Raw genomic sequence first — 24,294 nt, forward strand, 5'->3', positions numbered from 1 at the left:
GGCGCCGGCACGTCCGGCGGCGTCGCCGGGGTGCTCGTGCTGCTCCCCGTCCTGGGGACGGCGGCGCTGCTCAGCCTGGCCACCATGATCATCTACCCGTTCGAGATGGCGACCATCGCCACCTTCGGCGGCCGGCACATGGTGGGTACCTACTACGGGCTCTACAGCACCCTGGCCGGCATCGGCATCGCCGCGGGCAACCTGCTCACCGGGTGGGCGCTGGATCTGGGCGCGCGGCTGGGTCTGCCGAGCCTGCCCTGGCTGGCCCTGACGCTGATCGGCCTTGGCTGCGCCGCGGCCGTGGCCGCCCTGGATCGATCGGGACGCCTGGCGGCCTCACCACAGACCGCTCCGGCGACGACGTGACGCGCCTCGGGGGCGGCCCGGCCTCGCGGAGCGGGTTCCGGCGGCCGGCTACCCGTCACCGGCCGGCCCGGTGGGCGGCGCCGCGGGGTCCCACCCGCGCAGCAGGCCACGGGTGACGGCCGTGACCGCGCAACGCTGGGCGGCGTAGGCGAGGGCCATGGTGTGGTGTTCCTCGGAGAAGTCGGCGACGGCATCGGCCACGAGGAACGGCTGCAGGTCCTGCATGAAGGCGTCACAGGCGGTCATGAGGCAGCCGATGTGGGCGTAGACACCGCAGACGATGATCTGGTCGCGGCCCATCGCGTCCATCCGGGCGCGTAGGTCGGTCATGCGGAAGGCGCTGTAGCGCCACTTGGTGAGCAGGATGTCGGACGCCGCGGGGAGAAGGCTCGCGACGATCTCACTCTCCTGCGAACCGGGGATGCCCGAGCCCCAGAAGTCCCGGAGCAGGCCGCGCTGGTGGCTGTTCTGGCCGCTGGGCTGCATCGAGTAGACGACCGGGACCCCCAGCCCGGCGCAGGCCTCGCGCAGCAGGCCGATGTTGTCGATGAGCCCGGTCAGCGGTGGGGCACCGGCGGCGAAGGGGGCGAGGAAGTAGTTCTGCATGTCATGGACCAGCAGGACGGCGCGGCGCGGATCAGGACGCCAGGTCACCTGGTTCTCGGGAAGATCGCCTTCTCCCGGCAGCGGGTAGGAGGCGATCTGGGGAAGGGCCACGGGTGCTGTCTCCTTTCCTGTGATGGTGGGCCAGACGGTGGATCAGCGGTCCTGGCCCAGGCCGACGGCGCGGAGCATGGTCTGGAACTTGGCGGTGGTCTCGGCGAGCTCGGTCTCCGGCACCGAACCGGCGACGATTCCCGCACCGGCGAACAGCCTCAGGGTCTGGTCGGCGACCTCGGCACAGCGGATGGTCACGACCCACTCGCCGTCGCCCGCCAAGTCCCCCCACCCGACCAGGCCGGCGTACAGACCGCGGTCGAACGGCTCGATCTCCTCGATGGCCTGGCGCGCGGCGCTCGCGGGGGTGCCGCAGACGGCGGGGGTGGGGTGCAGCATGGTGGCCAGCTCCAGCGACGTGACCGCGGGGTCGTCGAGCACGCCGGTGATCCGGGTCGACAGATGCCACATGGAGGCGGTGGACAGCGGCGAGGGTCCGTCGGGCACCGAGAGTTCCCGGCAGTACGGGCGCAGGACCTCCACGATGCTCTCGATCACCAGCGCGTGCTCGCGAAGATCCTTGTCGGAGGCGAGCAGGGCGCGGGCCCGCTCCGCGTCGACGACGGGGTCCGGGTGGCGGGGTACGGACCCGGCCAGCGGGTTCGTGGTGATCCGGCGGCCGGACCGGGAGACGAGCAGTTCCGGGCTGGCCCCCAGCAGCGTGCGGGCGGTGGCGGTGCTCGACGGCAGGTCGACCGCGTAACCGTAGGCCTGCGGGTCGCGCCGGATGAGGTTGCGCAGCACCCGCCCGACGTCGACGGGGGCACCCAGGGTGACGTCCAGGGCGCGGGCCAGCACGATCTTCTTGAGCTCTCCCGCGGTCAGCTTGACCAGTGCCTTCTCCACTCCGCGCAGGTAGTCACCGGGGTCGGGGACCGGGCCGAATCCGGTGAACGTGTCCGTGACCTGCTCGGGACCGGCGGGCAGGCCGGCCGGTGGGCTCGTCCAGCAGACGGCGGCGGGCACCAGCAGGCGTGGCGGGCGGTCGTCGCGGAAGGGGATCGCGCCCACCACCACGGGGTTGGGGTGACCTGAGCTCCTGGCGTCCCGCAGGGCGGAGGCGACGCGGTCTCGCAGGCTCGTCGCCCCCGAATCGGGGACCTCCTGGCACACCCCCCTGGCGAGCAGGGTCCGGGTCGGCGAGGTGAAGAAGAAGGTGCCGGGTTCGTAATCCTCCAGGAGGTCCGGCATTCGGGACATGGTGAGGGCGTCGTTCGGCGACATGGGGAAAAGCTCTCCTGTCAGGAGGGGATCCAGGAATAGGAGGGACCAGCGCCGGCGGGCGGCCGGCGCTGGGAGAGGACCGTTCCGCTACCGGAGCGTGGCGCCCCCGTCGACGTACAGGTCCTGCATGGTGATGTGCCTGGCACGGTCGGAGGCCAGGAAGAGGACCGCGTTCGCGATGTCCTCGGGGTCGGCCAGACGGCCGAGAGGGATGCCCACCCGGAAGGTGGCCGGCGATCCGTCGATGGCCGCCCGCGCGTCGTGGCCGCCGGTCCACAGGGCACGCTGCATGGGGGTGTCGGTGGAACCGGGCGACACCACGTTGCAGCGGATGCCGTACGGCGCCAGCTCCAGGCCGAGACACTTGGTGAACTGCGCGGCCGCCGCCTTGGAGGCCGCGTAGGCCGACATGTTCATCCGCGGCACGCCCGCGGCGTTGGACCCCACGGTGACGATCGCCCCGGATCTACGGGGGATCATCCGGCGGGCGACCGCGCGGGACAGGTGGAAGACCCCACCGGTGTTGACGGCGAAGGTCCTGGCCCAGTCGTCGTCGCTGGTGGCGACGGCCGATCCCGAGCAGAGCACTCCGGCCACGTTGACGAGCAGCTCGATCGGGCCGAGGTCGGCCTCGACCCTCGCGACGACGTCGTCGACGGCGGCGCTGTCGGCGACCTGGCAGGGGTAGGCGACCGCGGTGCCGAGCCCGGCGGCGACCCGCTCGATCCGCTCGGCGTTCACGTCGAGCGCGGCGACCCGCGTGCCCGCCACCGTCAGGGCTCGCGCCACCGCCTCGCCGATGCCCTGCGCCGCACCGGTGACCACGGCCACTCCGCCTTCCGCCAGCATGTCCCCACCTCCGTCAGCCTCTCGCCGGTAGGCAGGCTAGTGCCATTACTTTAAGTCGCGCAGCAAAAACTTATAGTTACTTTTCACAGATCAGGCGGACATCACGGAGGTTGATACGAACACTCCTGACCGCCGGACGTGGCGACGTATGAGGAGCGCGGGGGCCGGAGCGGTGCCGATTCCTGGGGCTTTCGCATGGATGACCAAGGGGCTGACGCGTTTGTCTTCTAGCTATGTCACGTCAATCGTTACGGCTTATGATCACTCTTCATGACAAGCCAGGATATTTCTGAGCAACCTGTGCATATTCCCCCTATTTCGCAAGACACTCCTCCGGCAGCTCCGACAGATCCATCGGAAGAGGAGGAAGGCAGTGGTGTCCTGGAGATGATCGAGCGCATCGGCTCGGTCGTCGTCCCGATCGGCGTCGCGCTCTACGCCGTGCTCTACCTCGGCGTGCAGTCGATGTACGAGGTGTTCGAGATCAGCCCGGAGCAGGCGGGGATCGACCAGTCCGTCCTGCTCGGCCGGCTGATGGGCACCCTGATCCTGCTGCTGCTGGTCGTCCTGCCGCTGCTCGGCGTCATCGTCGGGGTGATCTGGCTGGCCGACAAGGTGACCTTCGGCACAGTCGGCAAGCTCGCGAACGCCGTACGGCGGCGGCCCTGGCTGATCGCTGTAATCGCCGCGCTGTGGTGCGGCGCGACCTACTGGGGCCTGCTCAACCTCTTCGGCGAGATCGACCTCGCCGCCAAGGTCGTCGTGGCCGTGGTGCTTGGCGTGCTGGCCTTCCTGGTGCCGTTCCGGCTGCTGCGCCGCAAGCCCGTCGGCCGCGCCGGGATGAAGGTGCTCGTCGGCGCCCTCACCGGCCTCGGCCTGGGGTTCCTGCTGATCCTGCAGATGTACAGCGGGGCGATGGAGATGCGGGAGACGGGAAAGGCCAACGACCTTCTCCCCTTCGTCGGCTTCCAGGACCAGTGGGCCGTTCTCCGGAGTGCTGAGAACGACAAGCCGCTCTACGACAGCCGGTGGATGATGCTGCTCGGCGAGAGCAACGGCGCGTACGTCCTCTACGACTGCGACAAGATGGAGACCATCCGGCGCTCCATGGACAAGACCATCCTCGAATCCATCCGGCTCAACCCGGAGCGGGAGGCGGGTTTCAAGTGCGGCACCCTCGCCGAGGAGACGCAGACGGCCGAGGCCACGGGCTAGTAGGCACGATGGGGACACCCGCGTCGCCGGTCCGATCGGCCCCGCCCAGCCCGCCGGTGGCGGGGCCCGGTGTTCCGGATCCCGCCACCGGTGTCAGGACGGGGCACCGTCCTGACACGGTTGTCAAGTGTCAGGACGGCGTACCGTCCGCGCCGCACTTGATGATCGGGCGGATGCAGTCGCGCAGGCGGCGCTCCATCTCGGCCGGGGGCCAGGCGTTGAAGAAGTCGCCGTGCATCGTGTATCCGCGCCCGGATGCCAGCCGCAGCTGTGCCGGGTCACCGCTGACCGGGTACCTCAGCACCTGGCGTAGCTTCGGCACCGGCACCGGGTGCGAGGCGGGACAGGCCCCGCCCACCGGGTAGGCCATGTGGCTCTTGTGGTCGGCCGAGTCCAGGTCCCTGCCGTTCCAGCACTGCGGGAAGTCCAGGTAGGACTCCAGCATGGTGCCCGCCGGGCAGTTGACGAAGTCCTTGGAGGACCCCACGTGCCCGGCGTGCAGGCACGACCAGCGTGCGTTGCTGCTGGGGTCGTCGATCCCGGTCGCCTTGGCGTTGCCCGCGACGATCCGCAGGCCCAGGGGCAGCGGCTGGGTCCGCGCGATGATGTCGTCGCGGACGCCCTCACCCAGGTAGTAGAACGTGGTGCCGGTGGGTTCCACCGGGGTGTTGCCGTTGTAGAGGGTCGGCACCCAGTACGACGACAGGTCGACGCGCGGGTTGCAGTTACTGGGAGAGCTCTGCAGGGACGCCAGCGTCGTGTGGGCGTTGGTGGAGGTGCTGCCGAAGAAGCTGTGCATGTGCGACGCGCCGGGAAGTCCCGGGAAGACGATCGGGTCGTCGGGCAGGCGATGGCTGAACGGGCAGTCGGCGAGGAACTCCGCCACCCGGACGACCGCCGCGGACGAGCCGGCGGCCTGCGGGGTGTGCAGGACGAGGGACGTGCCCAGGAGCGCCAGCAGTGTGGTCATCAGGGTCAGCGGGCGTAACCGGCGTCGGAGGCCGGCCGGGGAGAGTGCCGGGTGCATGGGTGACTCCTTTGGGAGGTCCCCCGGTACGGCTCGCCGAGCCGTACCGGGGAGCGGTGGAGTTACTGGTAGACGCGTACGTAGTCGACGAGCATCTGCTTGGGGAAACCCGTGCTCGCGTCCGGCGGTCCTGGCCAGTCGCCGCCGACCGCGAGGTTGAGGATGATGTAGAAGGGGTGGTCGAAGACCCACGGGCCCCGGGTCGCCTCGACCTGGTCCTTGCTGATGGTGAAGACCGTCCGGCCGTCCAGGGTGTAGACGATGCCCTTGCTGTCCCAGTTGGCGGCCCAGACGTGGAAGTCGTCGGAGAAGTCCGCGCCTGTCGGCAGCGTGTACGGACTGCCGACACCGCCGCCGCCGTTGTAGGCGGGTGCGTGGACCGTCGAGTAGGCGGTCTTGACGTCCTTGCCGAGAACCTCCAGGATGTCGATCTCGCCGTTGTACGGCCACGGCCTGCCGGTGAGGAAGTCGGCGCCCATCATCCAGAACGCCGGCCACAGGCCGTTGCCCTTCGGGACCTTGACCCGGGCCTCGACCCTGCCGTAGGTGAAGGTGAACTTGCCGCCGGTGTTGATCCGGCCCGAGGTGTACTGGCAGGTCCCGCCCGGGCACGCCGACCCCGGGGTGGCCTCCTGCCGGGCCGTGATGGCGAGGTTGCCGTTGCCGTCCATCGCGGTGTTGTTGGGGTTGTAGTACTCCAGTTCGTTGTTCGGGCCGGTTCCCGGGTCCTGGGTCCACTTGGCCGCGTCGGGCCTGGTCCCCGCCGCGCCGTTGAACTCGTCACTCCAGACCAGCCTTGGCGGGTTGGCCGGGTCGGGCGGGAGCGGCGGCGGGGTGATGGGGGCGCCGCCGGTGCCCCAGACCTGGAACTCCCACAGTGAGTAGCCGTAGGGAGTGGCCCGCTGGGTGCCGTACATCCGCACGTAACGGCCGGTCCCGTCGACGTTCAGCGTCTGCTTGAAGCCGGTGCCGGTGGTCGTGGAGTAGATCGGCGTCCAGGTGGTCCCGTTCGCGGAGACCTGGATCTCGAACGCCTTGGCGTAGGCCGGATCCCACTGCAGCACGACCTTCTTGATCTGCGCGGTCGCGCCGAGGTCGACGGAGATCCAGGCCGGGTCGACCCAGCCGGTGGTGGAACTGGTCGCCCAGCGGGAGGCCGGGTCGCGGTCGAACGCCCTGGCCGGGGTGCACTCCCAGCAGTTCCCGTCGTGCTGGGAGCTGGAGGCCGCACCTGGCCTGCCGTAGGACAGCAGCTTGAGCGCGCCCGGGTCGGGGTCCGGGCCGGTGGAACCGATGGTGCCGTAGACCTGGAACTCCCACAGCGAGTAGCCGTACTGGGTGGAGCGCTGGGTGCCGTACATCCGCACGTAACGACCGGATCCGTTGACCGCCAGCGTCTGGTCGCCGCCGGTGCCGGTGGTCGTGGAGTAGATCGGCGTCCAGGTGGTGCCGTTGGGCGAGGTCTGGATCTCAAAGGCCCTGCCGTAGGCGGTCTCCCACTTCAGCGACACCTGCGTGATGGTCGCGGTGGCACCGAGGTCGACCTGGATCCACTGCGGATCGGCGAACGCGCTGGACCAGCGGGTGCCCGCGTCGCCGTCGACGGCCGCCGACGCGGGGAAGGCCACGTTCTCCGCGGACGAGGCGGTCACCGTCTTGCCCTGGGACAGCAGGGTGTCGGCGGCGGAGGCGGGCATGACGGCGAGACAGGATGTGACGAGGGTGACGGCCGCGGCGATCATCAGGACCACACGGCGGCCGGGACTTCGAAGCGAGGGCATGGCGTCTCCTCGGGGGACGGGGGTGCGTACCGGTACGGGTCGGGGAGCGCTCTCTCAAGCAGAGAGTGCTCTCGTCCGACAGGGCCTGTCAAGTACCCGTTTAACCAGCAGGAAACGGGCTGCACATGATCCGGCAATCAACCGCACACTTCAGGGAGCGCTCCCGCAAAACGCTTTGTACCGTTGTAAGCGGCTGTGAGCTGGAGTTAAGAAGATCTTTTTTAGGGAGCGTTTTCTCAGATTTCCTCACGGGTCGCCGAGGAGGAAAAATCGACTCCGTTCTCGGTATTGACAGAAATCTCACCTCTGATCACCCTTTGTGAGGGAGCGCTCTCTTCATGATCCTCGATTAGGCTTCTTGAAGGTGGCACCGCACGTTCCGGCACCACCGGCCAGTCAGCGGTACGGACTGCGGGGAGAAGCACATGAGACGACCCACCCTGGAGGCTGTCGCCACCCGGGCCGGCGTGTCCAAATCAACGGTCTCCAGGGTGGTGAACGGCGAGCCGACCGTCGCCTCGGACATCCGCGACCTGGTCATGCGGGCGGTGAACGAGCTGGGCTACGTCCCCAACCCGGCGGCGCGCAGCCTGGTGACCCGGCGCACCGACTCCATTGCGGTGATCGTCTCCGACCCACCGGCCGGGCTCGTCTCCGACGACCCGATGTTCTCCACGGTCGTGCGCGCGGCCAGCCGCGAGTTCGAGGCGGCGGGCAAGCAGGTGGTGCTCATGCTCGCGGGCTCGGATGACGCCCGCCTGCGGGCCAGGCAGTTCGTGGCCGCCCGCCACGTGGACGCGGTCATGCTCGTGTCGATGCACGGCGCCGACCCGCTGCCTGCGGCGCTCGCCACGACGGGCGTCCCGCTCGTCTCACACGGCAGGCCCGTCTTTCAGGTGGCCGCACCCTGGGTCGACAACGACAACGTCGGCGGTGCCGCCCAGGCGGTGCGGCACCTGCTGGAACGGGGGCGGCGCAGGATCGCCACCATCTGCGGGCCACTGGACATGTCCGCGGCCCAGGACAGGCTGGGCGCCTACCGCGAGGTGCTGAGCGAGACCGGACGGCGCTCGATCGTGGCCATCGGCGACTTCACCCGGATCTCCGGAGCCGAGGCCATGGCACAGCTACTGGAGGACGACCCCGCGCTGGACGCGGTGTTCGCCGCCAACGACCTGATGGCGATCGGCGCCATGCGGGCGCTGCGCCGGGCGGGCCGGCGGGTGCCCGACGACGTGGCGGTGGTGGGGTTCGACGACATCGAGGCGGCCCTCTACACCGACCCCCCGCTCACCACGGTGCGCAGCCCGATGGGCGAGCAGGCCGCCGCCTCCGCCCGCCTGCTGCTCGGCCTGCTACGAGGCGAGGACGCCGCCCCGGTGATCCTCCCGACCCGGCTCGTGATCAGGGAGTCCAGCTAGCCGCCGGGAATCGAAGGAGTTCTCGCGGGCGCGGTCCGGGGTGAACGGCGCCCCATCCCTGCGGTGGGCGCCTCGGGCCTTCCCTCCGCGAAGCACGGTGACGCACTCCGCCGCCCAGGAATGTCCTCAGGAGACGTCGCCCGGGAGGTGGGGCGGAACCCGCCCGCGCCCGGCGTGGTCCCTGCCCTGGAGGGCGCGGGCCAGGCCGGTCAGCCCGAGCGTGAGGCCGGCGCGCTCGTCGGCCGTGAGCCCCTCGAACAGCGCGGCGTGCGTGGTGCGCAGGTCGGCGCCGACCCGCTCGGCGGCGGTCCATCCGTCAGGGGTGAGGCGGAGACGGTAGAAACGGCGGTTGGCCGGGTCCCGTTCGCGCGACAACCACCCCCGCCGTTCCATGCCCGCAGCCAGACGGCTCACCGTGCTCTTCTCCAGGCTCAGCCGGGTGGCCAGTTCCCCCTGGGAGAGCGTCCCGGAGTCGGCGAGCTCACCAAGGGCGAACACCTCCGACAGGGAGACGCGCAGGCCACCGTAGTCATGCGGTTCGAGCAGTCCACCCGTCCTGACAAGCAGCTTCAACAGACCACGCAGCTCGTCATCGGGGAACGCCCCCCCATGAGTTGTATCGTACAACTATCTATCCTATGCTCGACAGTGCACAGTTGTGCTTTACAACTATAGGAGAGCGTCATGCGTGCCATCCATCGTGCCCGTGCGAGCCTGTTCGGTCTCTTCCACCACGGTGGCCTCTACGACCGGCTCATCAGCCGCGGATTCCGTCCCCTCTACACCAAGGTCACGGCCGACGTCGTGTCGGCGGCGCCCGCGGGGGGAACCAGGGTGCTCGACGTGGGCACCGGCCCCGGGCGGGTCCCTCTCGCGATCGCCCGTGCCTTGCCGGAACTGCGGGTCGAGGGCCTCGACCTGTCCGCCGAAATGATCGACCGCGCCCGGCAGAACGCGGCGGAGGCCGGGCTCGCCGGCCGTGTCGACTTCGCCGTGGGCGACGTCGCCGACCTCCCCTACCCCGACGGTGGCTTCGACCTGATCGTCTCCAGCATGAGCCAGCACCACTGGCCGGACGCCGCCGCGGGACTGCGCGAGTTGCGCCGGGTCCTCGGCCCCGGCGGCCGCATCTGGATCTACGACTTCCGGTTCGCGTTGCGCCGGGCCGAGGCCGCCGCCCGTGCCGCGTTCCCGGGACATCCCGTCCGCCTGGAGACCGTCCGCACCAGCCGCCTGCCGATCAGGTTCATCGGCCGGGTCGTGGTCGAAACCCCCTGAAGCGCGGAATCCGCCTCGACTCCTAGCGGGCTCCGGCCAGGAGCTTCTCGGTGGCGACAAGGCGCACGCAGGTGGTCAGGCCCAGGATGGCCGACTCCAGTTCCGCCAGCTCGGGGTAGGTGGGGGCGATGCGGATGGTGCTGTCGCGGGGGTCGTTCCCGTACGGGTGGGTGGCGCCCGCGGGGGTCAGGGCGATGCCCGCCGCACCGGCCCGCCGCACCACCTCGCGCGCGCAGCCCTCCAGCACGTCGAGGCCGATGAAGTAGCCGCCCGTGGGGCTGGACCAGGTCGCCAGGCCGGTGCCGCCCAGCTCCTTGGCGAGGATCGCCTCGACCACGTCGAACTTCGGCCGAAGCAGCTCCCGGTGGCGGCGCATGTGCTCGGCCAGGCCGTCGGCGTCGCGGAGGAACTCCACGTGGCGGAGGTGGTTGATCTTGTCAGGGCCGATGGTGCGCTTGGCGGTGTGTCCGAGCAACCAGGCCACGTTGGCCGGGGAGGCCCCGAAGAAGGAGACGCCGGAACCTGCGAAGGTGACCTTCGAGGTGGAGCCGAAGACGAAGACGCGGTCGGGGTTGCCGCTCTCCGCGCACAGCGCCAGGATGTCGGCGATCTCCGCCGGCGTGTCGGTGAGGTGGTGCACGGCGTAGGCGTTGTCCCAGAAGATCCGGAAGTCCGGGGCCGCGGCCGGCATGGCGGCCAGACGCCGCACCGTCTCGTCGCTGTAGGAGACACCGCTGGGGTTGCTGTACTTGGGCACGCACCAGATGCCCTTGACCTGGGGGTCTTCCCGCACGAGACGCTCCACGACGTCCATCTCCGGCCCCTCGGCGTTCATCGGCACACCGATCAGCTCGATGCCGAACCGCTCGCACAGGGCGAAGTGGCGGTCGTAGCCGGGAACCGGGCACAGGAAGGCGACCCGCGGCTCGTCGGCCCAGCGGCGCTCCGCGCCGGGCAGCGTGCCGAGCAGGGCGTGGACCATCGAGTCGTGCATCAGCGAGAGGCTGGAGTTGTCCGCGGCGACGAGCTGGGCGGCGGGCACCTGCAGGGGCCCGCTGAAGATCTCCCGGAGCTCGGCCAGGCCCTGGAGCCCGCCGTAGTTCCGGCAGTCGGTGCCGTCCGCGGCGGTGTGGCCGCCGGGCAGGTCCAGCAGGGCCTCGGAGAGGTCGAGCTGCCGCGCCGACGGCTTGCCGCGCGTGAGGTCGAGGGAGAGACCGCGCCGCACCAGCGCGTCGTAGTCCCGCCGAGCGTCGTCCCGCTGAGCGGTCAGCTCGTCGATGGTCAGTGCCGGAGAGGTCATGGGAGTCCCTTCGCCTGCTGGTCTGGATCGGCTCCGGAGGCAGCCGGCGACCGACTGGGAGGACGGTGGAGGAACGGCTCCGAAGGTGGCCGGGGTCGGTTCCAAAGGATAGAAGATCTCACCGCGCAACCGCTCCGCCGCTTCTGACCGGTCCGCTGGAGGTCACCGGCACTGGGCGAGCATGACCCTCTTGTCCGCGCGGGTGACCGGCAGGTGGTACTTCAGGGCCACCTGGGCGAAGCGGACCACGTAGGCGCAGCGGACCCCGCGCCTGGGGGGAAGCCAGGAGGCCGGCCCCGATCCGCCCTTGGCCTCGTTGGCGCCGCCGTACACCGGGAGGAGGTTGAGCGGGTCGTTGGCGATGCGCATCCGCTTGGACCGCGACCAGCGGGAGGCTCCCATCCGCCACTCGTAGGAGAGCGGGACCACGTGGTCGACCTGGATCTCATCGGAGCGCTTCTTGCTCCAGCGCACGATCCGGCCGGTGTAGGGATCACGCAGCCTCATGGAGACGACCACGCAGCCGGATCCGCGACGGTAGCGCACCTCCTCGCCGTCGCGGGCCAGCAGGTCGTCGCGGGTACGGCAGCCGTTGCGCGCGTACGGCACGCCACTGGCGGTGTCGGCCCAGTTCGCGCCGAACCTGGCCCGGCTGTAGCCGGCCTTCGACCCCATCTGCCCGACCCGGAGCCTGCTGATCAACCTGACCGCGGCACCCCGGTCTCCGGCCGACCTGACCGGCGCCAGCCCGGGCCGCAGGCCGTCCGGGTTGTCCAGCGGCACGACCCTCGCCGGCGCGGCCCTCGCGCGCGTGTCGCCGTGCGTCGACAGTGAGAAGAGCATCGCGGCGCCCAGCACCACGGCGACCACCCCCCGCGTGCCCACCCATGCCTCCAGAAGGGTCTACCGGCCCGTTCTTGACCGATTCCCGGAAATCGGTTGGTTGACACGGGGGTGTCCGCGGGTTGAGACCCGATCGGTCAGGGCTGGAAGCGGTAGCCCATGCCGGGTTCGGTGAGCAGATGGACCGGGTGTGCGGGATCGCGCTCCAGTTTCTTGCGCATCTGGGCCATGTACTGGCGCAGGTAGTTGGTCTCCTTGTGGTACGAGGAGCCCCAGACGTCGTTCAGCAGGCGGCGCTGGGTGATGAGCTTGCCGGGGTTGCGGACCAGTATCTCCAGCAGGCGCCACTCGGTGGGGGTCAGCCGCACGCCACCCGAGACGGTCCTGCCCGCCAGGTCCACCTCGTGCTCACCGATCACGAACCGGGCCGGCTCCTCCTCGGGAACCGAGGTGCGGCGCGACACCGCGCGGATCCGGGCGAGCAACTCGTCGACGCCGAACGGCTTGGTGACGTAGTCGTCCGCGCCCGCGTCCAGGGCCTCCACCTTGTCATGGCCCTCGGCCCGGCCGGACAGCACGATGATCGGGACGGTGGTCCAGCCGCGCAACCCCTGGATGACGTCCACCCCGTCCATGTCGGGCAGGCCGAGGTCGAGCACCACCAGGTCGGGGTGCCAATCCGCGGCCTGGCGCAGGGCGGCGGCGCCGTCGGCGGCCACGGCCACCTCGTACCGGCGGGCGACCAGGTTGATCCTCAGCGCCCGCAGGAGCTGGGGCTCGTCATCGACGACGAGGATGCGCGTCACGGGTCCTCCACGGTTGCGGGCACAGCCTGGGAGGGGCATGGTGCGGTCTCCGGCGGCCGGTCCCCTTCCCCGAAGCCAGGTTACGGCCGACCAAATACCCGGAGTGGGCACGGGGTCCGGCCGGATCAGAGCCAGTTGCGCTTCTGGAACGCCCGGTAGAGCAGGATGGTGCCCACGACGATCAGGGCCGTGGACACCCAGAACCCGATCGGCTGTCCGAAGCCGGGGTAGGGCACGTTCTGCCCGTAGAAGCCGGTGATCATCGTGGGCACCGCGATGATGGCCGCCCAGCTTGTGATCTTCTTCATGATGTCGTTGAGCCGGAATCCCTGCTGGTTCATATGGGCCTCGCGGACGTTGCTCACCAGGTCCCGCAGCGACTCGCTCCACTCCGCGGTGCGCAGCGTGTGGTCGTAGACGTCCTGGTAGTACGGGGTCAGCCCACGGTCCATGACGTCCTCACCCCTGCGCAGCAGGCTGCCCACGACCTCGCGCGTCGGCACCGCCAGCCGCCGGAAGCGCACCAGCTTCTTGTGCATGTCGAAGGTCCGGCGCTGGATGTGCTGCATGTCCCGGGAGCTGTTCTGGAAGAGGTCGTCCTCCAGCTCCTCGACCCGGTCGTCCACCACCTGGAGGACCTCGAAGTAGCCGTCCACGATGTAGTCGAGCAGGGCGTGCAGCAGATACGGCGCCCCGAACTTGGCCATGTCGGCGTTGGCGTCCCAGCGCCTGATCACCTCGTCGATGTCGAACTCGGGGCTCTCCCTCACGGTGACCAGGGCGTTCCTGGTCATGAAGATCGAGATCTCGATGAAGTCGAGCCCCTTCTCCGCGAGCCTCGTCGCGTAGACGGTGATGAACAGGTGGCTGTCGTAGGTGTCGAGTTTGGGGCGCTGCTGGCTGTGGATCGCGTCCTCGACGGCCAGGGGGTGGAGACCCAGCTCCTCGCTGATCTTCGCCAGGTCCGCCTGGGTGGGCGAGCAGAGGTCGAACCAGACGACGGCCGATGTGTCCCCCACGTGCTCGGAGACGTCGTCGATGGGAAACCCCTCGGCTTCCAGAACCCCGTTGCGGTACAGGCGAGTGCGGTCCATGGGCGCCCACCCTAGACCCGCGCCGGCAAACCTGGAATCCCCGTCAGATCCACATCTTCAGACCTCATGCCTCGGCCGGGGGACCGGATCGCCCGGTGCCGGAGAGCCGCGCCCGCCTCCTGGCGGCCGGTCCGCCACATTCCCCGGCGGCCACGGGGATTCGCATGAATAATCCCGCCCGCCCGGGGCAGCAGTGCCTACCACAACAGCCGAAGCCTGAGGTGAGGTCACATGATAGTGCTGGGACTTCTCTTGATCGTACTCGCGGGTGCGACCGTGATCGCGGTCTCCTGGGACGAGACCGCAGCATCGACCACCACCGCGACGTTCACCATGTTCGACCGCGTGATCCAGCTCACCCAGCTGGAGCTCTTCTTCGCGGGTGTGGCCACCGGAGCGGTTCTCCTGCTCGGCCTGGGAATCATGTTCGCCGGGATGCGGCGCTCGTCCGCGCACCGGCGCAGGCTCCGTACCTCGCGCGCGGAGGCTCGTGACCGGGTCATCCGCCTGGAGGAGGAGAAGCGGGAACTGGAGCGCAAGCTCGAAGCGACCCCCGCCACTCCCACGGCTCCCGCGGCTCCCGTGGTCGACCGTGACCGTGACGGCGTCGACGACCGCGCCGAGGACACCGCGCCCCACCCCCGGGTCGAGGTGCCCCGCCAGCCCTCCACCGACCAGCTCGTGGCCGGTCGCCACGGGCGCCCGGACCACCACTAGTCACATCTCCCCTCAGCCGGGGCTGCCCGCGGGCCGCCCCGGCTGAGACGTACCCGGGCCGCCGGCGTTCGCCATGGCCGTGTTCGGAGGAGTCTGAGGGGATCTCCGGCGGCGGTGCAGCAGCGTCATGAGCCCGCCGGCCACGAGTCCCCAGAAGGCGGCGCCGACCCCCAGAATCGTCAGCCCGGAGGCGGTGACCACGAAGGTGACGACCGCGGCCTCCCTGCCCTCGGGGTCGGCGACCGCGGAGGCGACGGCCGAGGCGAACGCGCCGAGCAGGGCGAGACCGGCGACGGCCTCGATGAGCGACGACGGGGAGAGCAGGACGAGCGCCGTGGCCAGACCCGAGCCGATGCCGAGGACGATCATCGAGGCGCCCGCGCTGACCGAGGCGATCCACCGGCGGGCCGGGTCGGGGTCGGCGTCGGGCCCGGCGGCCAGGGCGGCGCTGATCGCCGCCAGGTTCACCGCGTGGCCGCCCAGCGGAGCGCCCAGCGTGCTCGCCAGACCGGTGGAGACGAGGATCCCCCGCAGCGGGGGACGGTAGCCGTACCCGGCGAGGACCGCCATGCCCGGCACGTTCTGCGAGGCCATGGTGACCAGGAACAGCGGGAGCGCGACGCTGACCAGTGCCTGGACGCTCCAGGACGGGACGGTCACCTCCACCACCGGCCGCACGTCCACCGCTCCCAGCCCCGGCCCGGTCAGGGCGATCGCCGCGACGGCGACGAGGAGGGCCACCGGGGTCGCCCACCCTCGGGCGAACCTGCTCAGCAGCGCCCAGGCGAGAACGGCGGGGCCGGCCATCAGCGGTACCTCGGCGAGCGCCCTGACCGGCGCGACGCACAGGTCGAGCAGGACCCCGGCGAGCATGGCACCGGCGATCGGGGTGGGGATGGACGCGATCCAGCGTCCCAGGACGGGGAAGAGCCCGACCGCGGTGAGGAGGAGCCCCGAGACCGCGAACGCGCCGACCGCGACGGGAAAACCGCCCTCCACGGCTCCGGTCGAGACCAGTAGCGCCGCTCCCGGCGTAGACCAGGCGATGGTGATCGGGAGCCGCTGCCGCACTCCCAGCCAGATGGCCACCACGCCGTTGGCCACGCAGAGTGCGAGCAGCCCTGACGCCGCCTGTCGCTGGTCCGCGCCCACGGCCCTGAGCCCGGCCAGGACCACGGCGAAGGAGCTGGCGAAGCCGACCACCGCGGTCACCACTCCGGCCAGCACGGGTTGAAGCAGGCGTGTCATCTGTCGGTCCTCACGCGAGGGGGGCATCGATCGTTCCGTAAACGGAACGGTTTCGGTGCTGCACGATAGCCCCATGGACTCCGAAGCACAACGCCCCGCTGTGGACGGCGACATGGCCGACATCGGGCGGCGGATCCGCCGACTGCGTGAAGAGCGCGGCATCTCCCTGTCCGCCCTCGCCCGCGGCGCCGGCGTCGGCAAGGCCACGCTCTCCGGCCTGGAGAACGGCACCCGCAACCCCACGCTGGAAACCCTTTGGGCGATCACCGCCGAGCTCGGCGTCCCCCTGGCCATGGCCTTCGGCACCCCGCCGTCGGAGGACTCGGGCCCCACGGTCCCCGTCATGCATGGCACCGCCACGGAGGGGACGCTGCTCCAGGTCTTCGAGGACGCGGAGGTCACCTACGAGCTCTACCGGCTGGTGATCCGCGCGGGGGCGCCACAGATCTCGCCCGCCCACCACAGGGGCGTCACCGAGTACCTGACCGTCTTCGCCGGCACGCTCAGCGCGGGACCGGCCGGTGCCCCCCTGCGGGCCGGTCCCGGCGAGCACATCTCCTGGCGGTCGGACGTTCCGCACACCTACGCCGCCCTCGGCGACCAGGACGTCCACGCCAGCCTGCTCATCCGTTACCCGCGCCGCTGATCCCGGCGGCCCGCGCGGCCTCCGCCGGCGCTCGGTGACCCACTCGAATTCGTAAAATTTCCAAAAAGTAATATTTGCCGTATGACACCACGGTCCACAGCGATTCTCATCTGGGCCACGGGTGTACTGGCCTACGTCATAGCCGTGTTCCACCGGCAATCACTGGGCGTGGCGGGCATCGAGGCGGCGGCGAGGCTCGACGTCGGCGCGGCGGGGCTCTCGGTCCTGGCCATGTGCCAGCTCCTGGTCTACGCGGGCATGCAGGTGCCCGTCGGGATGCTGGTCGACCGGCTCGGTTCCAAGCGCATGCTGGTCCTGGGGGCCATGGTGATGGCCTGCGGCGAACTCGTCTTCGCCCTGGCCGAAGGCCTGCTGCCGGGGGTCGCCGGGCGGACGTTGATCGGGTGCGGGGACGCGATGACGTTCATCAGCGTGATCAGGCTGGTCGGCCTCTCCTTCCCGGCCCGTCGCAACCCGCTGATGGTCCAGCTCACCGGCCTGATCGGCCAGCTCGGCGCGATCGCCTCCGCGGTGCCCCTCATCCACTCCCTGCACACCTACGGCTGGACGCCGACCTTCATGGGCGCCGCCGTTCTGGGCGTGGTCTCCGCGTTCCTGCTGGTCATGGTGGTGCGCGACGCGCGCCCCGAGCGTACGGGGGAGTCGCCGAGCCTGAAGGCCGCCTGGGCCGAGCCCGGCACCCGGCTGGGCATGTGGACCCACGCGGCCACCCAGTGCTCGGCCGCGGCCTTCCTGGTGCTGTGGGGATATCCCTTCCTGGTCCAGGGCCAGGGGCTGTCCCCCTCGACGGCGGGCGTGCTGCTGTCCACACTGACCCTGTGCGGCATGGTGTGCGGGCCGCTGCTCGGCTACCTCGCCGGGCGGTTCCCCTTCCACCGCTCCCGGATGGTGCTCGTCGTGATCGGTACCACCGCCGGGGCGTGGACCGCCGTACTGCTCTGGCCGGGGCGAGCACCGCTCTGGCTGCTGGTGACGCTCGTGGTGGTGCTGGCGGCCAACGGCCCCGGGTCGTTGATCGGCTTCGACTACGCCAGGACCTTCAACCCGGCCACCCGGATCGGCGTGGCCACCGGCATCGTGAACGGCGGCGGCTTCGTCGCGTCCGTGTCGGTGATCGTGCTGATCGGCGTCACCCTCGACCTGGTGGGCGGGAGCGGCCCGGAGGCCTTCCGATGGGCGTTCGCCACGCAGTATCCGATCTGGGCCCTGGGCGTCGTCCAGGTCATTCGCTACCGGGGCAAGGCGCGCCGCCTGCTCTCCGCCGCCCAGGCGAGCACGTAGGGCCGGCTGTCTCCCGTCAGACGATCCGGGTGAAGGGCTCGGCGAAGTGGGCGGTGCCGATCGTTCCCCGCTCCGCCCTGACCCGGTCGAGCAGTTCCACCCGCGTGGCCGCGGCCAGCTCGGGGTCGTCGTCGTAGAGGTAGGTCACCCGCGGGTTCTCCAGTTGCACCGGATGCAGCACCACGTCGCCGGTCAGCAGCAGATCGCCGACCTGGACGATCTGATGGCCGGGGGTGTGCCCCGGCGCGAGCAGCACCCGGATGCCCGGCAGCACCTCCGCACCGCCGTCCACGGCCTGCACCCGCTCGCCCAGCGGCCGGACGACGTGGTCCAGGACCGTCTCGGCCGCCGCGTCGATCTCCGCGCGCTGCAGGACGTACCGGGCGTTGGGGAAGGCCGGCGCCCCCGCGACCACCGCCCCGCCCGCGTGGTCGCTGTGCAGGTGCGTGATGACCACGGCCGCCACCTCCTCGGGGGCCGTCCCCACCCGGGCCAGCTCCGCACCCAGCGCGCCGGGCACCGGCGCCCAGCTCGACGCGGGCGAGTCGTCGGGGCCGATGCCCGTGTCGACGAGCACCGTACGGCCCGCCGCGTCGCGCAGCAGGTAGCAGTGGAAGTGCAGGATCCACTCGTCCGGCTCGCCGTGGCAGCCACCGGGGAACATCTCCCGCATCGGGCGCCGGATCGAGTCGCCCATCGGCCCCACCGCGTCACACAGCGGGAACACCTCGACCCCGGCGACCGTTATCGGCTGGTGAAGCATTCGCTCTCCTGTTCGATTGAGTGGTTCCCGCCCTCGCCATGGGGAGACACCGCTCGCATCGTAGGGACATTTCATGACAATTCAGCTGCGGCGGAACGCGAGATGATGGAGCGATGCTGGACGATGTCGTCGAACACCTCGCCTGCCCGGTCTGCGGAGGCGCTCTGACCCTTCACGACCGGGTCCTCGGGTGCGCCCTGGGGCACGGCTTCGACGTGGCCAGGCAGGGATACGTCAGCCTGCTGACCGGGTCACGGGTGCCCGGGACGGCCGACAGCGCGGCCATGGTGGCGGCCAGGGACACCTTCCTCGGCGCCGGGCACTACGCCCCCCTTGCCGAAGCGATCGCCGGCGCCTGCCCTACCGGCGCGAAGGCGGTGGCGGACGCCGGGGCCGGGACGGGCCACTACCTGGCGCGGGTGCTCGACGAGCTGCCGGGGGCCGTCGGAGTGGCGCTGGACGTCTCCAAGCACGCGATCAGGCGGGCCGCGCGGGCACACCCCCGGCTGGGGGCGGTGGTGGCCGACGTCTGGAGACCACTGCCGCTGAGAGATGGCACGATAGATGTGCTTCTGAATGTGTTTGCCCCAAGAAACGGGGCAGAGTTTGCCCGAGTGCTCAGGGGTGACGGTGAGCTTGTCGTGGTCACCCCCACCTCGCGGCACCTCGTACCACTGGTGGAGCGGCTGGGACTTCTGTCGGTGGACGAGTCGAAGGAGCGACGGATGGCGGAGAGCCTGAGCGAACACTTCGTCGAGACCGATCGGAGCATCCACGAGTTCGAGATGACCCTGGGACACGACGCGGTCGGGGCGGTCGTGGGAATGGGGCCCAGTGCCTGGCACATGGATGCGGAAGTTATGCGGAGAAAAGTCCAAGGACTTCGTGAAATGAGCCCCGTGGAGGCTTCTTTCCGTATGTCTATCTTTAAGCACCGCCCCTGAGCAAGCCGTGTGCTTGACAGCCACCTTCGGGACGCCTGTTACTGATGTGACATTTAGTCCGAAATTCCCGGACATTACTCAAGCAATTACCCGTTGAAGACGACATACTGGACCGCAATCCGGCGAGCCCGCGACTGAACGCGTGAAGCTGACGCCTTGACGGAGGGAAGCGCCCTATGAAGGCGGAGGAACGCTGGCAGGCCAGGTTCCGCGCGCCGCGCGCGACGCTGCCTGTGTGGGCGGTCCAGGCTCCCAGCCGGTCCGTCTACCGCAGTAACGCCTCAGGGGCGTGGGAGGTCTACACCTGGGACCGCGCGGGCGGCTCGACCCGCCAGGTGACCTCACGTCCCAAGGGCACCTCACACGGCGCGCTCGACCCCACCGGACAGTGGATCTGGTGGTTCGACGACACCGACGGCGACGAGTGGGGCCGGTGGATGCGCCAGCCCTTCTACGGCGGCCCCGACGAGCCGATCGACCTCGACCCCGGTTTCCCCTGCGGCCTCGGGCTCTCGGCGACCGGTGAGGCGGTCATCGGCATGGCCAGGCCCGGCCGCGGCTTCACCATCCACCTCGTCAGGCCGGGTGAGCCCGCTCGGACGATCTACGAGCACGCCGAGGCCGCCGCCGTCTCCGCCGTCTCCCTGGACGGCTCGCTGATCGCGATCAGCCACAGCGAGCACGGCGACGCCCGGCACCCCGCGCTGCGCGTGCTCCGGCGCCACGGTCAGGTCGTCGGCGACCTGTACGACGGTCCCGGCAAGGCGGTCTCCGGCCTGCGCTTCGCGCCGCTGTCCGGAGATCGCAGGCTGCTCACCCTGCACGAGCGCAGGGGCCGCCGCGAACCCCTCGTCTGGGATCCCGAGACCGGCGACCAGCGGGAGATCTGGCTGCGCGACCCGGGGGAGATCACCGCCGACTGGTACGGCGACGGCCGTTCGCTGCTCGTCGTGCGGGGTCACCGCGGCCGCACCCACCTGAGCCGCTACGACCTTCCCGGCGGCGGCTTCTTCCCGATCGAGACCCAGCACGGCGTGATCGACGCCGCCGCGCCCCGCCCCGACGGCTCCGTCGAGTACGCCTGGTCCAGCGGGGCGCACCCACCGCTGATCCGGTCGACCAACGGCCACATGGTGATGAGCCACGGCGGCCCCACCTCACCACCGTCGGTCCCGGTCGAGGACGTGGACGTGGAGGGGCCCGGCGGCCGGATCCACGCCCTGGTCTCGCGCCCCGAGCGCGGCTCCGGCCCCTTCCCCACCGTCTTCCTGCTGCACGGCGGCCCCACCTCGCAGGACGACGACTCCTTCGTGCCACAGGTGGCCGCCTGGGTGGACCTGGGCTTCGCGGTCGTAAGGGTCAACTACCGGGGCTCCACCGGGTACGGCTCGAACTGGCGGAACGCCCTCAGCGGCGACGTCGGGCACATCGAGCTGGCCGATGTGACCGCCGTCAGGGACGCCCTGGTCGACCGCGGCGTCTGCGACCCCGACCGGCTGGTGCTGTCCGGCGCCTCCTGGGGTGGCTACCTCACGCTGCTCGGCCTGGGCACCCAGCCCAAGATGTGGGCGGCGGGCATCGCCGCGGTGCCGATCGCCGACCACGCGGCCGCCTACGCGGAGGAGGCGGAGGCGCTGCGCTCCTACCACCGCGCGCTGCTCGGCGGCTCACCGGAGGAACAGCCCGAGCGGTACGCGGGCAGCTCTCCGATCACCTACGTCGACCAGGTCGAGGCGCCGCTGCTGATCCTCGCCGGAGAGAACGATCCGCGCTGCCCGATCGGGCAGATCGAGGCGTACGTGGCCAGGCTCGCCGGGCGCGGCCACGAGCACGAGGTCTACCGCTACGACGCGGGCCACGGCTCACTGGTCGTCTCCGAGCGCATCGCGCAGATGTCGGCGCAGCTGGACTTCGCCCGCAGACACGTGAAGACCGACATCTAGCCCCTGCCCGGCGCGAGGCGCAGGAGGGAGCCGCGGCGTGCCGCGGTGACCGACACCCCGGCGAGGAGCCGCCCGACCACGGCGGGCAGAGGATCTGCCCGTGGATCGAGGCCGGCCCCGTCAGCGTGCTCGCAGGACCACGATCGCCATGTCGTCGGCGCTCGGTTCGGGGGCGAAGTCCTGGACGGCGCGACGGATCCGCTCGGCGACCGCCCGCGCCGACAGGCCCACGCACTCGGCGAGCAGCTTGGCCAGACCCGCGTCGTCGTCGAGCAGCCGCCCGTCCCTGCGGCGCTCGGTGACCCCGTCGGTCACCGCGAGGAGCACGTCACCGGGGTCGAGGTGGACGACCTCCGCCTTGAAGGTCGCCTCGGGGAAGACGCCGAGCAGCGACTGGGAGGTCACCACCGTCTCCACGACGCCGCTGGGTCGCAACCGCAGCGCCTCCGGGTGGCCGGCGGAGACCATCGACACGTTCAGACCGCTCGGCCCGGGCGTGATCTCCCCGTGCAGCAGCGTCAGGAACCGGGCGCGGTCGCCCTCCTCGAGGATGGCCTGGTTGAGGCGGTCGAGGACGGCGGCCACACCGTACCCCTCCCGGGCGAGCAGGCGCAGGGTGTGGCGGGCCAGGCCGGTGACCGCGGCGGCCTCGGGGCCGGTCCCGCAGACGTCGCCGACCGCGAACCGCCAGGATTTGTCGCCGACCGCGAACAGGTCGTAGAAGTCGCCGCCGACCTCGTTGGTCTCCCCCGCGGGCTCGTAGACCACCGCGGGGTCGAGGCCGGGGATCTCGCCGGGCTCGTCGGGAGGGAGCAGGCTGCGCTGGAGCGCCCGGTTGGCCGCCGCCTGAGTGGCGTACAGCAGGGCGTTGTCCAGGGCGAGGGCGGCGCGGCGGCCGATGTCCTCGGCGTACTGGAGCACGTCCTCGGTGAACCGGTCGGGACGTCCAAGGCACATCGCGCCCAGCGTGCGCCCGCGCGCGAGAAGCGGAATGACCAGCACCTGCGAGTCGGCGAGCTGCATGGAACCACCGGCCTGCGGGATCTGGACGGTGGCGAGTTCCTCCCGGAGCTCGTCGATGCGCCGCTCATCGGTGTGCCAGAGGTAGGCTGGGCGCTGCGGGCCGCCGCCGTTGCTCCACGTGTAGACGGCACACCAGGTGGCCAGCCTCGGCACCACGATCTGCGAGATGATCGCGGGCACCATGTCAGGATCGAGGGTGCCCGCCAGCAGATCGCTGGCGTCGGCGAGAAAACCCATCCAGATCGGCCCGCGGCTGGGCTCCTCGGCGGTCCACTCCGAGGACGGCCGCCCGGAGGAACCGGGCAGCCGGAGCCTGGCCCAGTGCGTGCGCTGCTGACCGGCGAAGGTGACACCCCACTCCTCCACCGGTACGGACGGGGCGCAGGGGCTCGGCTCGGGGGCCCATTGCTGGCGCACCTCGATCTGCAACCCGTCGCCCAGGTGGTTCCAGACGACCTCGAAGGGGGCGTCTCCCACCTGCGAGGAAAGCTCGGCCGCCAGCCGCTCGGCGGCCGCCAGCACGGACACGGCGGCCCAGGCGGTCATCACCTCCACGGTGAACCGCCTGACGGCGGGGACAGCTGTGTGTCCCGGGGTGAAGGTCGCTGCCAAGACGGCGCGAGGAGCACTGGTCACTATTCCGTGACTACCACACTTCCCGTTGACATGGGGTCAATCGAAGGTGGGACTACACATTGCGCACCGTGACAGACTGGGGTGACTCACGGCTGCGCCCCCGGGAGTCAAGGAGGTCATATGACCACGGTCAACACCGTGTCCGACGTCGAGGAGCGACGTTACAGCGAATCGGATCTACGACCGATCCTGCAGACGCTCATCACCTGGCGCGACGGCGATTTCCGCCGCCGGGTGCCACATGCCCCGCCGGGAATCCTCAGCGAGATCCGGCTGCTGCTCAACGAGGTGGCCGACCGCCGCGAGCATCTGGCCAACGAGCTGCACAGGGTCCGCCGTGAGGTGGTGAAGGAAGGCCGCTTCGCCGAGCGTCTCACCCCCGGTCCCGGAGTGGGCTCGTGGGCCGAGAGCGTCGATTCGGTCAACTCGCTGATCGACGCGCTCGTCGGCCCGGTCAGCGGAGCGGCGGACGTGATCGACGCGGTGGCCAAGGGCGATCTGTCCCGCCGGATCGACCTTGACCGCGCTGCCAGAGGTGAGGTGCGCCGCCTCGGCAAGGCGATCAACGGCATGGTCGACCAGCTGTCGCTGTTCACCTCCGAGGTGACGCGGGTCGCCCGCGAGGTCGGCACCGAGGGCCAGCTCGGCGGCCAGGCGCAGGTGCGCGGTATGGCGGGAAGCTGGCGCGATCTCACCGAGGCCGTCAACACCATGTCCAGCCGCGTCTCGGCGCAGGTCCGCGACATCGCGGCGGTGACCACCGGAGTCGCACGGGGCGACCTGAGCCGCAAGGTCACCGTCGACGCGGTCGGCGAGATGTTCGAGCTGAAGAACACGGTCAACACCATGGTCGACCAGCTGCTGGCATTCGCCGAGGAGGTCACCCGCGTCGCCCGCGAGGTCGGCACCGAGGGCCAGCTCGGCGGCCAGGCGCAGGTGCGCGGCGTCTCCGGTGTCTGGAAGGACCTCACCGACAACGTCAACGTGATGGCGGGCAACCTGACCACCCAGGTCCGCGCGATCGCCGCGGTGTCCACGGCGGTGGCCCAGGGCGATCTGTCCAAGAAGATCACCGCCGACGCCCAGGGTGAGATCCTCCAGCTCAAGGACACCCTCAACACCATGGTCGACCAGCTGTCGATGTTCGCCGA

At 70.4% G+C, this 24,294-nt stretch carries 22 protein-coding genes and 1 pseudogene; 10 read left to right on the forward strand and 13 right to left on the reverse strand.

Going from position 1 to position 24,294, the window contains the following annotated elements:
• Positions 1-366 (forward strand): annotated as a pseudogene (locus ABZU75_RS27860) (MFS transporter); the annotation flags it as partial.
• 48 nt (positions 367-414) lie between these two features.
• Here the strand turns inward: ABZU75_RS27860 and ABZU75_RS27865 are convergent.
• The 3 genes from ABZU75_RS27865 to ABZU75_RS27875 all read right to left on the reverse strand — a co-directional run bounded on the left by ABZU75_RS27865 (position 415) and on the right by ABZU75_RS27875 (position 3,156).
• On the reverse strand, positions 415-1,083 hold the full coding sequence (locus ABZU75_RS27865; protein WP_355560148.1) for an isochorismatase family protein: 669 nt from the start codon (positions 1,081-1,083) through the stop codon (positions 415-417).
• A 42-nt stretch (positions 1,084-1,125) separates the two neighbouring features.
• On the reverse strand, positions 1,126-2,307 hold the full coding sequence (gene dhbC, locus ABZU75_RS27870; protein WP_355560150.1) for an isochorismate synthase DhbC: 1,182 nt from the start codon (positions 2,305-2,307) through the stop codon (positions 1,126-1,128).
• Between the two features lie 87 nt (positions 2,308-2,394).
• Positions 2,395-3,156 carry a 2,3-dihydro-2,3-dihydroxybenzoate dehydrogenase gene (locus tag ABZU75_RS27875; RefSeq protein ID WP_355560153.1) on the reverse strand — a complete coding sequence of 254 codons (762 nt, stop codon included), beginning with the start codon at positions 3,154-3,156 and terminating at the stop codon, positions 2,395-2,397.
• 387 nt (positions 3,157-3,543) lie between these two features.
• Here ABZU75_RS27875 and ABZU75_RS27880 point away from each other — a divergent pair, with 387 nt between their 5' ends.
• Positions 3,544-4,371, forward strand: a complete 828-nt coding sequence (locus tag ABZU75_RS27880; RefSeq protein ID WP_355560156.1) for a hypothetical protein — start codon at positions 3,544-3,546, stop codon at positions 4,369-4,371.
• A gap of 130 nt (positions 4,372-4,501) precedes the next feature.
• Here the strand turns inward: ABZU75_RS27880 and ABZU75_RS27885 are convergent, their stop codons facing one another.
• Together ABZU75_RS27885 and ABZU75_RS27890 are read right to left on the reverse strand one after the other, a co-directional pair.
• Positions 4,502-5,398 carry a DUF1996 domain-containing protein gene (locus tag ABZU75_RS27885; protein ID WP_355560159.1) on the reverse strand — a complete coding sequence of 299 codons (897 nt, stop codon included), beginning with the start codon at positions 5,396-5,398 and terminating at the stop codon, positions 4,502-4,504.
• Between the two features lie 62 nt (positions 5,399-5,460).
• On the reverse strand, positions 5,461-7,179 hold the full coding sequence (locus ABZU75_RS27890; protein WP_355560161.1) for a discoidin domain-containing protein: 1,719 nt from the start codon (positions 7,177-7,179) through the stop codon (positions 5,461-5,463).
• A gap of 425 nt (positions 7,180-7,604) precedes the next feature.
• Between ABZU75_RS27890 and ABZU75_RS27895 the strand changes: the two genes are divergently transcribed.
• Positions 7,605-8,600 carry a LacI family DNA-binding transcriptional regulator gene (locus ABZU75_RS27895; protein WP_355560164.1) on the forward strand — a complete coding sequence of 332 codons (996 nt, stop codon included), beginning with the start codon at positions 7,605-7,607 and terminating at the stop codon, positions 8,598-8,600.
• 126 nt (positions 8,601-8,726) lie between these two features.
• Here the strand turns inward: ABZU75_RS27895 and ABZU75_RS27900 are convergent, their stop codons facing one another.
• Positions 8,727-9,227 carry a MarR family transcriptional regulator gene (locus tag ABZU75_RS27900; RefSeq protein ID WP_355560167.1) on the reverse strand — a complete coding sequence of 167 codons (501 nt, stop codon included), beginning with the start codon at positions 9,225-9,227 and terminating at the stop codon, positions 8,727-8,729.
• 57 nt (positions 9,228-9,284) lie between these two features.
• Here ABZU75_RS27900 and ABZU75_RS27905 point away from each other — a divergent pair, with 57 nt between their 5' ends.
• Entirely contained in the window at positions 9,285-9,878 is a 594-nt protein-coding gene (locus tag ABZU75_RS27905) for a class I SAM-dependent methyltransferase (RefSeq protein WP_355560170.1), read from the forward strand.
• 22 nt (positions 9,879-9,900) lie between these two features.
• Here the strand turns inward: ABZU75_RS27905 and ABZU75_RS27910 are convergent, their stop codons facing one another.
• The 4 genes from ABZU75_RS27910 to corA all read right to left on the reverse strand — a co-directional run bounded on the left by ABZU75_RS27910 (position 9,901) and on the right by corA (position 13,921).
• Entirely contained in the window at positions 9,901-11,178 is a 1,278-nt protein-coding gene (locus tag ABZU75_RS27910) for an aminotransferase class I/II-fold pyridoxal phosphate-dependent enzyme (protein WP_355560173.1), read from the reverse strand.
• Positions 11,179-11,340: 162 nt separating this feature from the next.
• On the reverse strand, positions 11,341-12,063 hold the full coding sequence (locus ABZU75_RS27915; RefSeq protein WP_355560175.1) for an HNH endonuclease family protein: 723 nt from the start codon (positions 12,061-12,063) through the stop codon (positions 11,341-11,343).
• 95 nt (positions 12,064-12,158) lie between these two features.
• On the reverse strand, positions 12,159-12,827 hold the full coding sequence (locus ABZU75_RS27920) for a response regulator (RefSeq protein WP_355560177.1): 669 nt from the start codon (positions 12,825-12,827) through the stop codon (positions 12,159-12,161).
• Between the two features lie 125 nt (positions 12,828-12,952).
• Positions 12,953-13,921: a magnesium/cobalt transporter CorA gene (gene corA / locus ABZU75_RS27925; RefSeq protein WP_355560180.1), complete on the reverse strand. Its 969-nt coding sequence runs from the start codon at positions 13,919-13,921 to the stop codon at positions 12,953-12,955.
• Between the two features lie 231 nt (positions 13,922-14,152).
• Here corA and ABZU75_RS27930 point away from each other — a divergent pair, with 231 nt between their 5' ends.
• Positions 14,153-14,638, forward strand: a complete 486-nt coding sequence (locus ABZU75_RS27930; RefSeq protein ID WP_355560183.1) for a hypothetical protein — start codon at positions 14,153-14,155, stop codon at positions 14,636-14,638.
• Positions 14,639-14,650: 12 nt separating this feature from the next.
• On the opposite strand, the gene ABZU75_RS27935 is transcribed toward ABZU75_RS27930, so the two are convergent.
• Positions 14,651-15,886 (reverse strand): benzoate/H(+) symporter BenE family transporter, encoded by a 1,236-nt coding sequence (locus tag ABZU75_RS27935; protein WP_355560186.1) that lies wholly within the window; start codon positions 15,884-15,886, stop codon positions 14,651-14,653.
• A gap of 73 nt (positions 15,887-15,959) precedes the next feature.
• On the opposite strand from ABZU75_RS27935, the gene ABZU75_RS27940 reads away from it, so the two are divergent.
• Both ABZU75_RS27940 and ABZU75_RS27945 read left to right on the forward strand, forming a co-directional pair.
• Positions 15,960-16,532, forward strand: coding sequence for a helix-turn-helix domain-containing protein (locus ABZU75_RS27940; RefSeq protein WP_355560188.1), 573 nt, complete (start codon positions 15,960-15,962; stop codon positions 16,530-16,532).
• A gap of 81 nt (positions 16,533-16,613) precedes the next feature.
• Positions 16,614-17,834, forward strand: a complete 1,221-nt coding sequence (locus ABZU75_RS27945; protein WP_355560191.1) for an MFS transporter — start codon at positions 16,614-16,616, stop codon at positions 17,832-17,834.
• Positions 17,835-17,850: 16 nt separating this feature from the next.
• Here the strand turns inward: ABZU75_RS27945 and ABZU75_RS27950 are convergent, their stop codons facing one another.
• Entirely contained in the window at positions 17,851-18,597 is a 747-nt protein-coding gene (locus ABZU75_RS27950) for an MBL fold metallo-hydrolase (RefSeq protein WP_355560194.1), read from the reverse strand.
• Between the two features lie 113 nt (positions 18,598-18,710).
• On the opposite strand from ABZU75_RS27950, the gene ABZU75_RS27955 reads away from it, so the two are divergent.
• Both ABZU75_RS27955 and ABZU75_RS27960 read left to right on the forward strand, forming a co-directional pair.
• Positions 18,711-19,541, forward strand: a complete 831-nt coding sequence (locus ABZU75_RS27955) for a putative RNA methyltransferase (RefSeq protein WP_355560197.1) — start codon at positions 18,711-18,713, stop codon at positions 19,539-19,541.
• Positions 19,542-19,717: 176 nt separating this feature from the next.
• On the forward strand, positions 19,718-21,484 hold the full coding sequence (locus ABZU75_RS27960; protein WP_355560200.1) for a prolyl oligopeptidase family serine peptidase: 1,767 nt from the start codon (positions 19,718-19,720) through the stop codon (positions 21,482-21,484).
• 120 nt (positions 21,485-21,604) lie between these two features.
• On the opposite strand, the gene ABZU75_RS27965 is transcribed toward ABZU75_RS27960, so the two are convergent.
• Entirely contained in the window at positions 21,605-23,053 is a 1,449-nt protein-coding gene (locus ABZU75_RS27965; RefSeq protein ID WP_355560203.1) for a PP2C family protein-serine/threonine phosphatase, read from the reverse strand.
• Between the two features lie 210 nt (positions 23,054-23,263).
• Here ABZU75_RS27965 and ABZU75_RS27970 point away from each other — a divergent pair.
• Positions 23,264-24,294: HAMP domain-containing protein (locus ABZU75_RS27970; protein WP_355560206.1), on the forward strand; the 1,031-nt coding region annotated here is incomplete at its 3' end.

The sequence above is a fragment of the Streptosporangium sp. NPDC005286 genome, from assembly GCF_040607515.1.
Taxonomy (GTDB): Bacteria; Actinomycetota; Actinomycetes; order Streptosporangiales; family Streptosporangiaceae; genus Streptosporangium.

Excerpts from the sequence above, each read along its gene's own strand:
- dhbC (WP_355560150.1), bottom strand. The coding sequence starts at position 2,307 with ATGTCGCCGAACGACGCCCTCACCATGTCCCGAATGCCGGACCTCCTG.
- ABZU75_RS27875 (WP_355560153.1), bottom strand. The coding sequence starts at position 3,156 with ATGCTGGCGGAAGGCGGAGTGGCCGTGGTCACCGGTGCGGCGCAGGGC.
- ABZU75_RS27880 (WP_355560156.1), top strand. The coding sequence starts at position 3,544 with ATGATCGAGCGCATCGGCTCGGTCGTCGTCCCGATCGGCGTCGCGCTC.
- ABZU75_RS27885 (WP_355560159.1), bottom strand. The coding sequence starts at position 5,398 with ATGCACCCGGCACTCTCCCCGGCCGGCCTCCGACGCCGGTTACGCCCG.
- ABZU75_RS27890 (WP_355560161.1), bottom strand. The coding sequence starts at position 7,179 with ATGCCCTCGCTTCGAAGTCCCGGCCGCCGTGTGGTCCTGATGATCGCC.
- ABZU75_RS27895 (WP_355560164.1), top strand. The coding sequence starts at position 7,605 with ATGAGACGACCCACCCTGGAGGCTGTCGCCACCCGGGCCGGCGTGTCC.
- ABZU75_RS27905 (WP_355560170.1), top strand. The coding sequence starts at position 9,285 with ATGCGTGCCATCCATCGTGCCCGTGCGAGCCTGTTCGGTCTCTTCCAC.
- ABZU75_RS27910 (WP_355560173.1), bottom strand. The coding sequence starts at position 11,178 with ATGACCTCTCCGGCACTGACCATCGACGAGCTGACCGCTCAGCGGGAC.
- corA (WP_355560180.1), bottom strand. The coding sequence starts at position 13,921 with ATGGACCGCACTCGCCTGTACCGCAACGGGGTTCTGGAAGCCGAGGGG.
- ABZU75_RS27930 (WP_355560183.1), top strand. The coding sequence starts at position 14,153 with ATGATAGTGCTGGGACTTCTCTTGATCGTACTCGCGGGTGCGACCGTG.
- ABZU75_RS27935 (WP_355560186.1), bottom strand. The coding sequence starts at position 15,886 with ATGACACGCCTGCTTCAACCCGTGCTGGCCGGAGTGGTGACCGCGGTG.
- ABZU75_RS27940 (WP_355560188.1), top strand. The coding sequence starts at position 15,960 with ATGGACTCCGAAGCACAACGCCCCGCTGTGGACGGCGACATGGCCGAC.
- ABZU75_RS27945 (WP_355560191.1), top strand. The coding sequence starts at position 16,614 with ATGACACCACGGTCCACAGCGATTCTCATCTGGGCCACGGGTGTACTG.
- ABZU75_RS27950 (WP_355560194.1), bottom strand. The coding sequence starts at position 18,597 with ATGCTTCACCAGCCGATAACGGTCGCCGGGGTCGAGGTGTTCCCGCTG.
- ABZU75_RS27955 (WP_355560197.1), top strand. The coding sequence starts at position 18,711 with ATGCTGGACGATGTCGTCGAACACCTCGCCTGCCCGGTCTGCGGAGGC.
- ABZU75_RS27960 (WP_355560200.1), top strand. The coding sequence starts at position 19,718 with ATGAAGGCGGAGGAACGCTGGCAGGCCAGGTTCCGCGCGCCGCGCGCG.
- ABZU75_RS27965 (WP_355560203.1), bottom strand. The coding sequence starts at position 23,053 with ATGACCGCCTGGGCCGCCGTGTCCGTGCTGGCGGCCGCCGAGCGGCTG.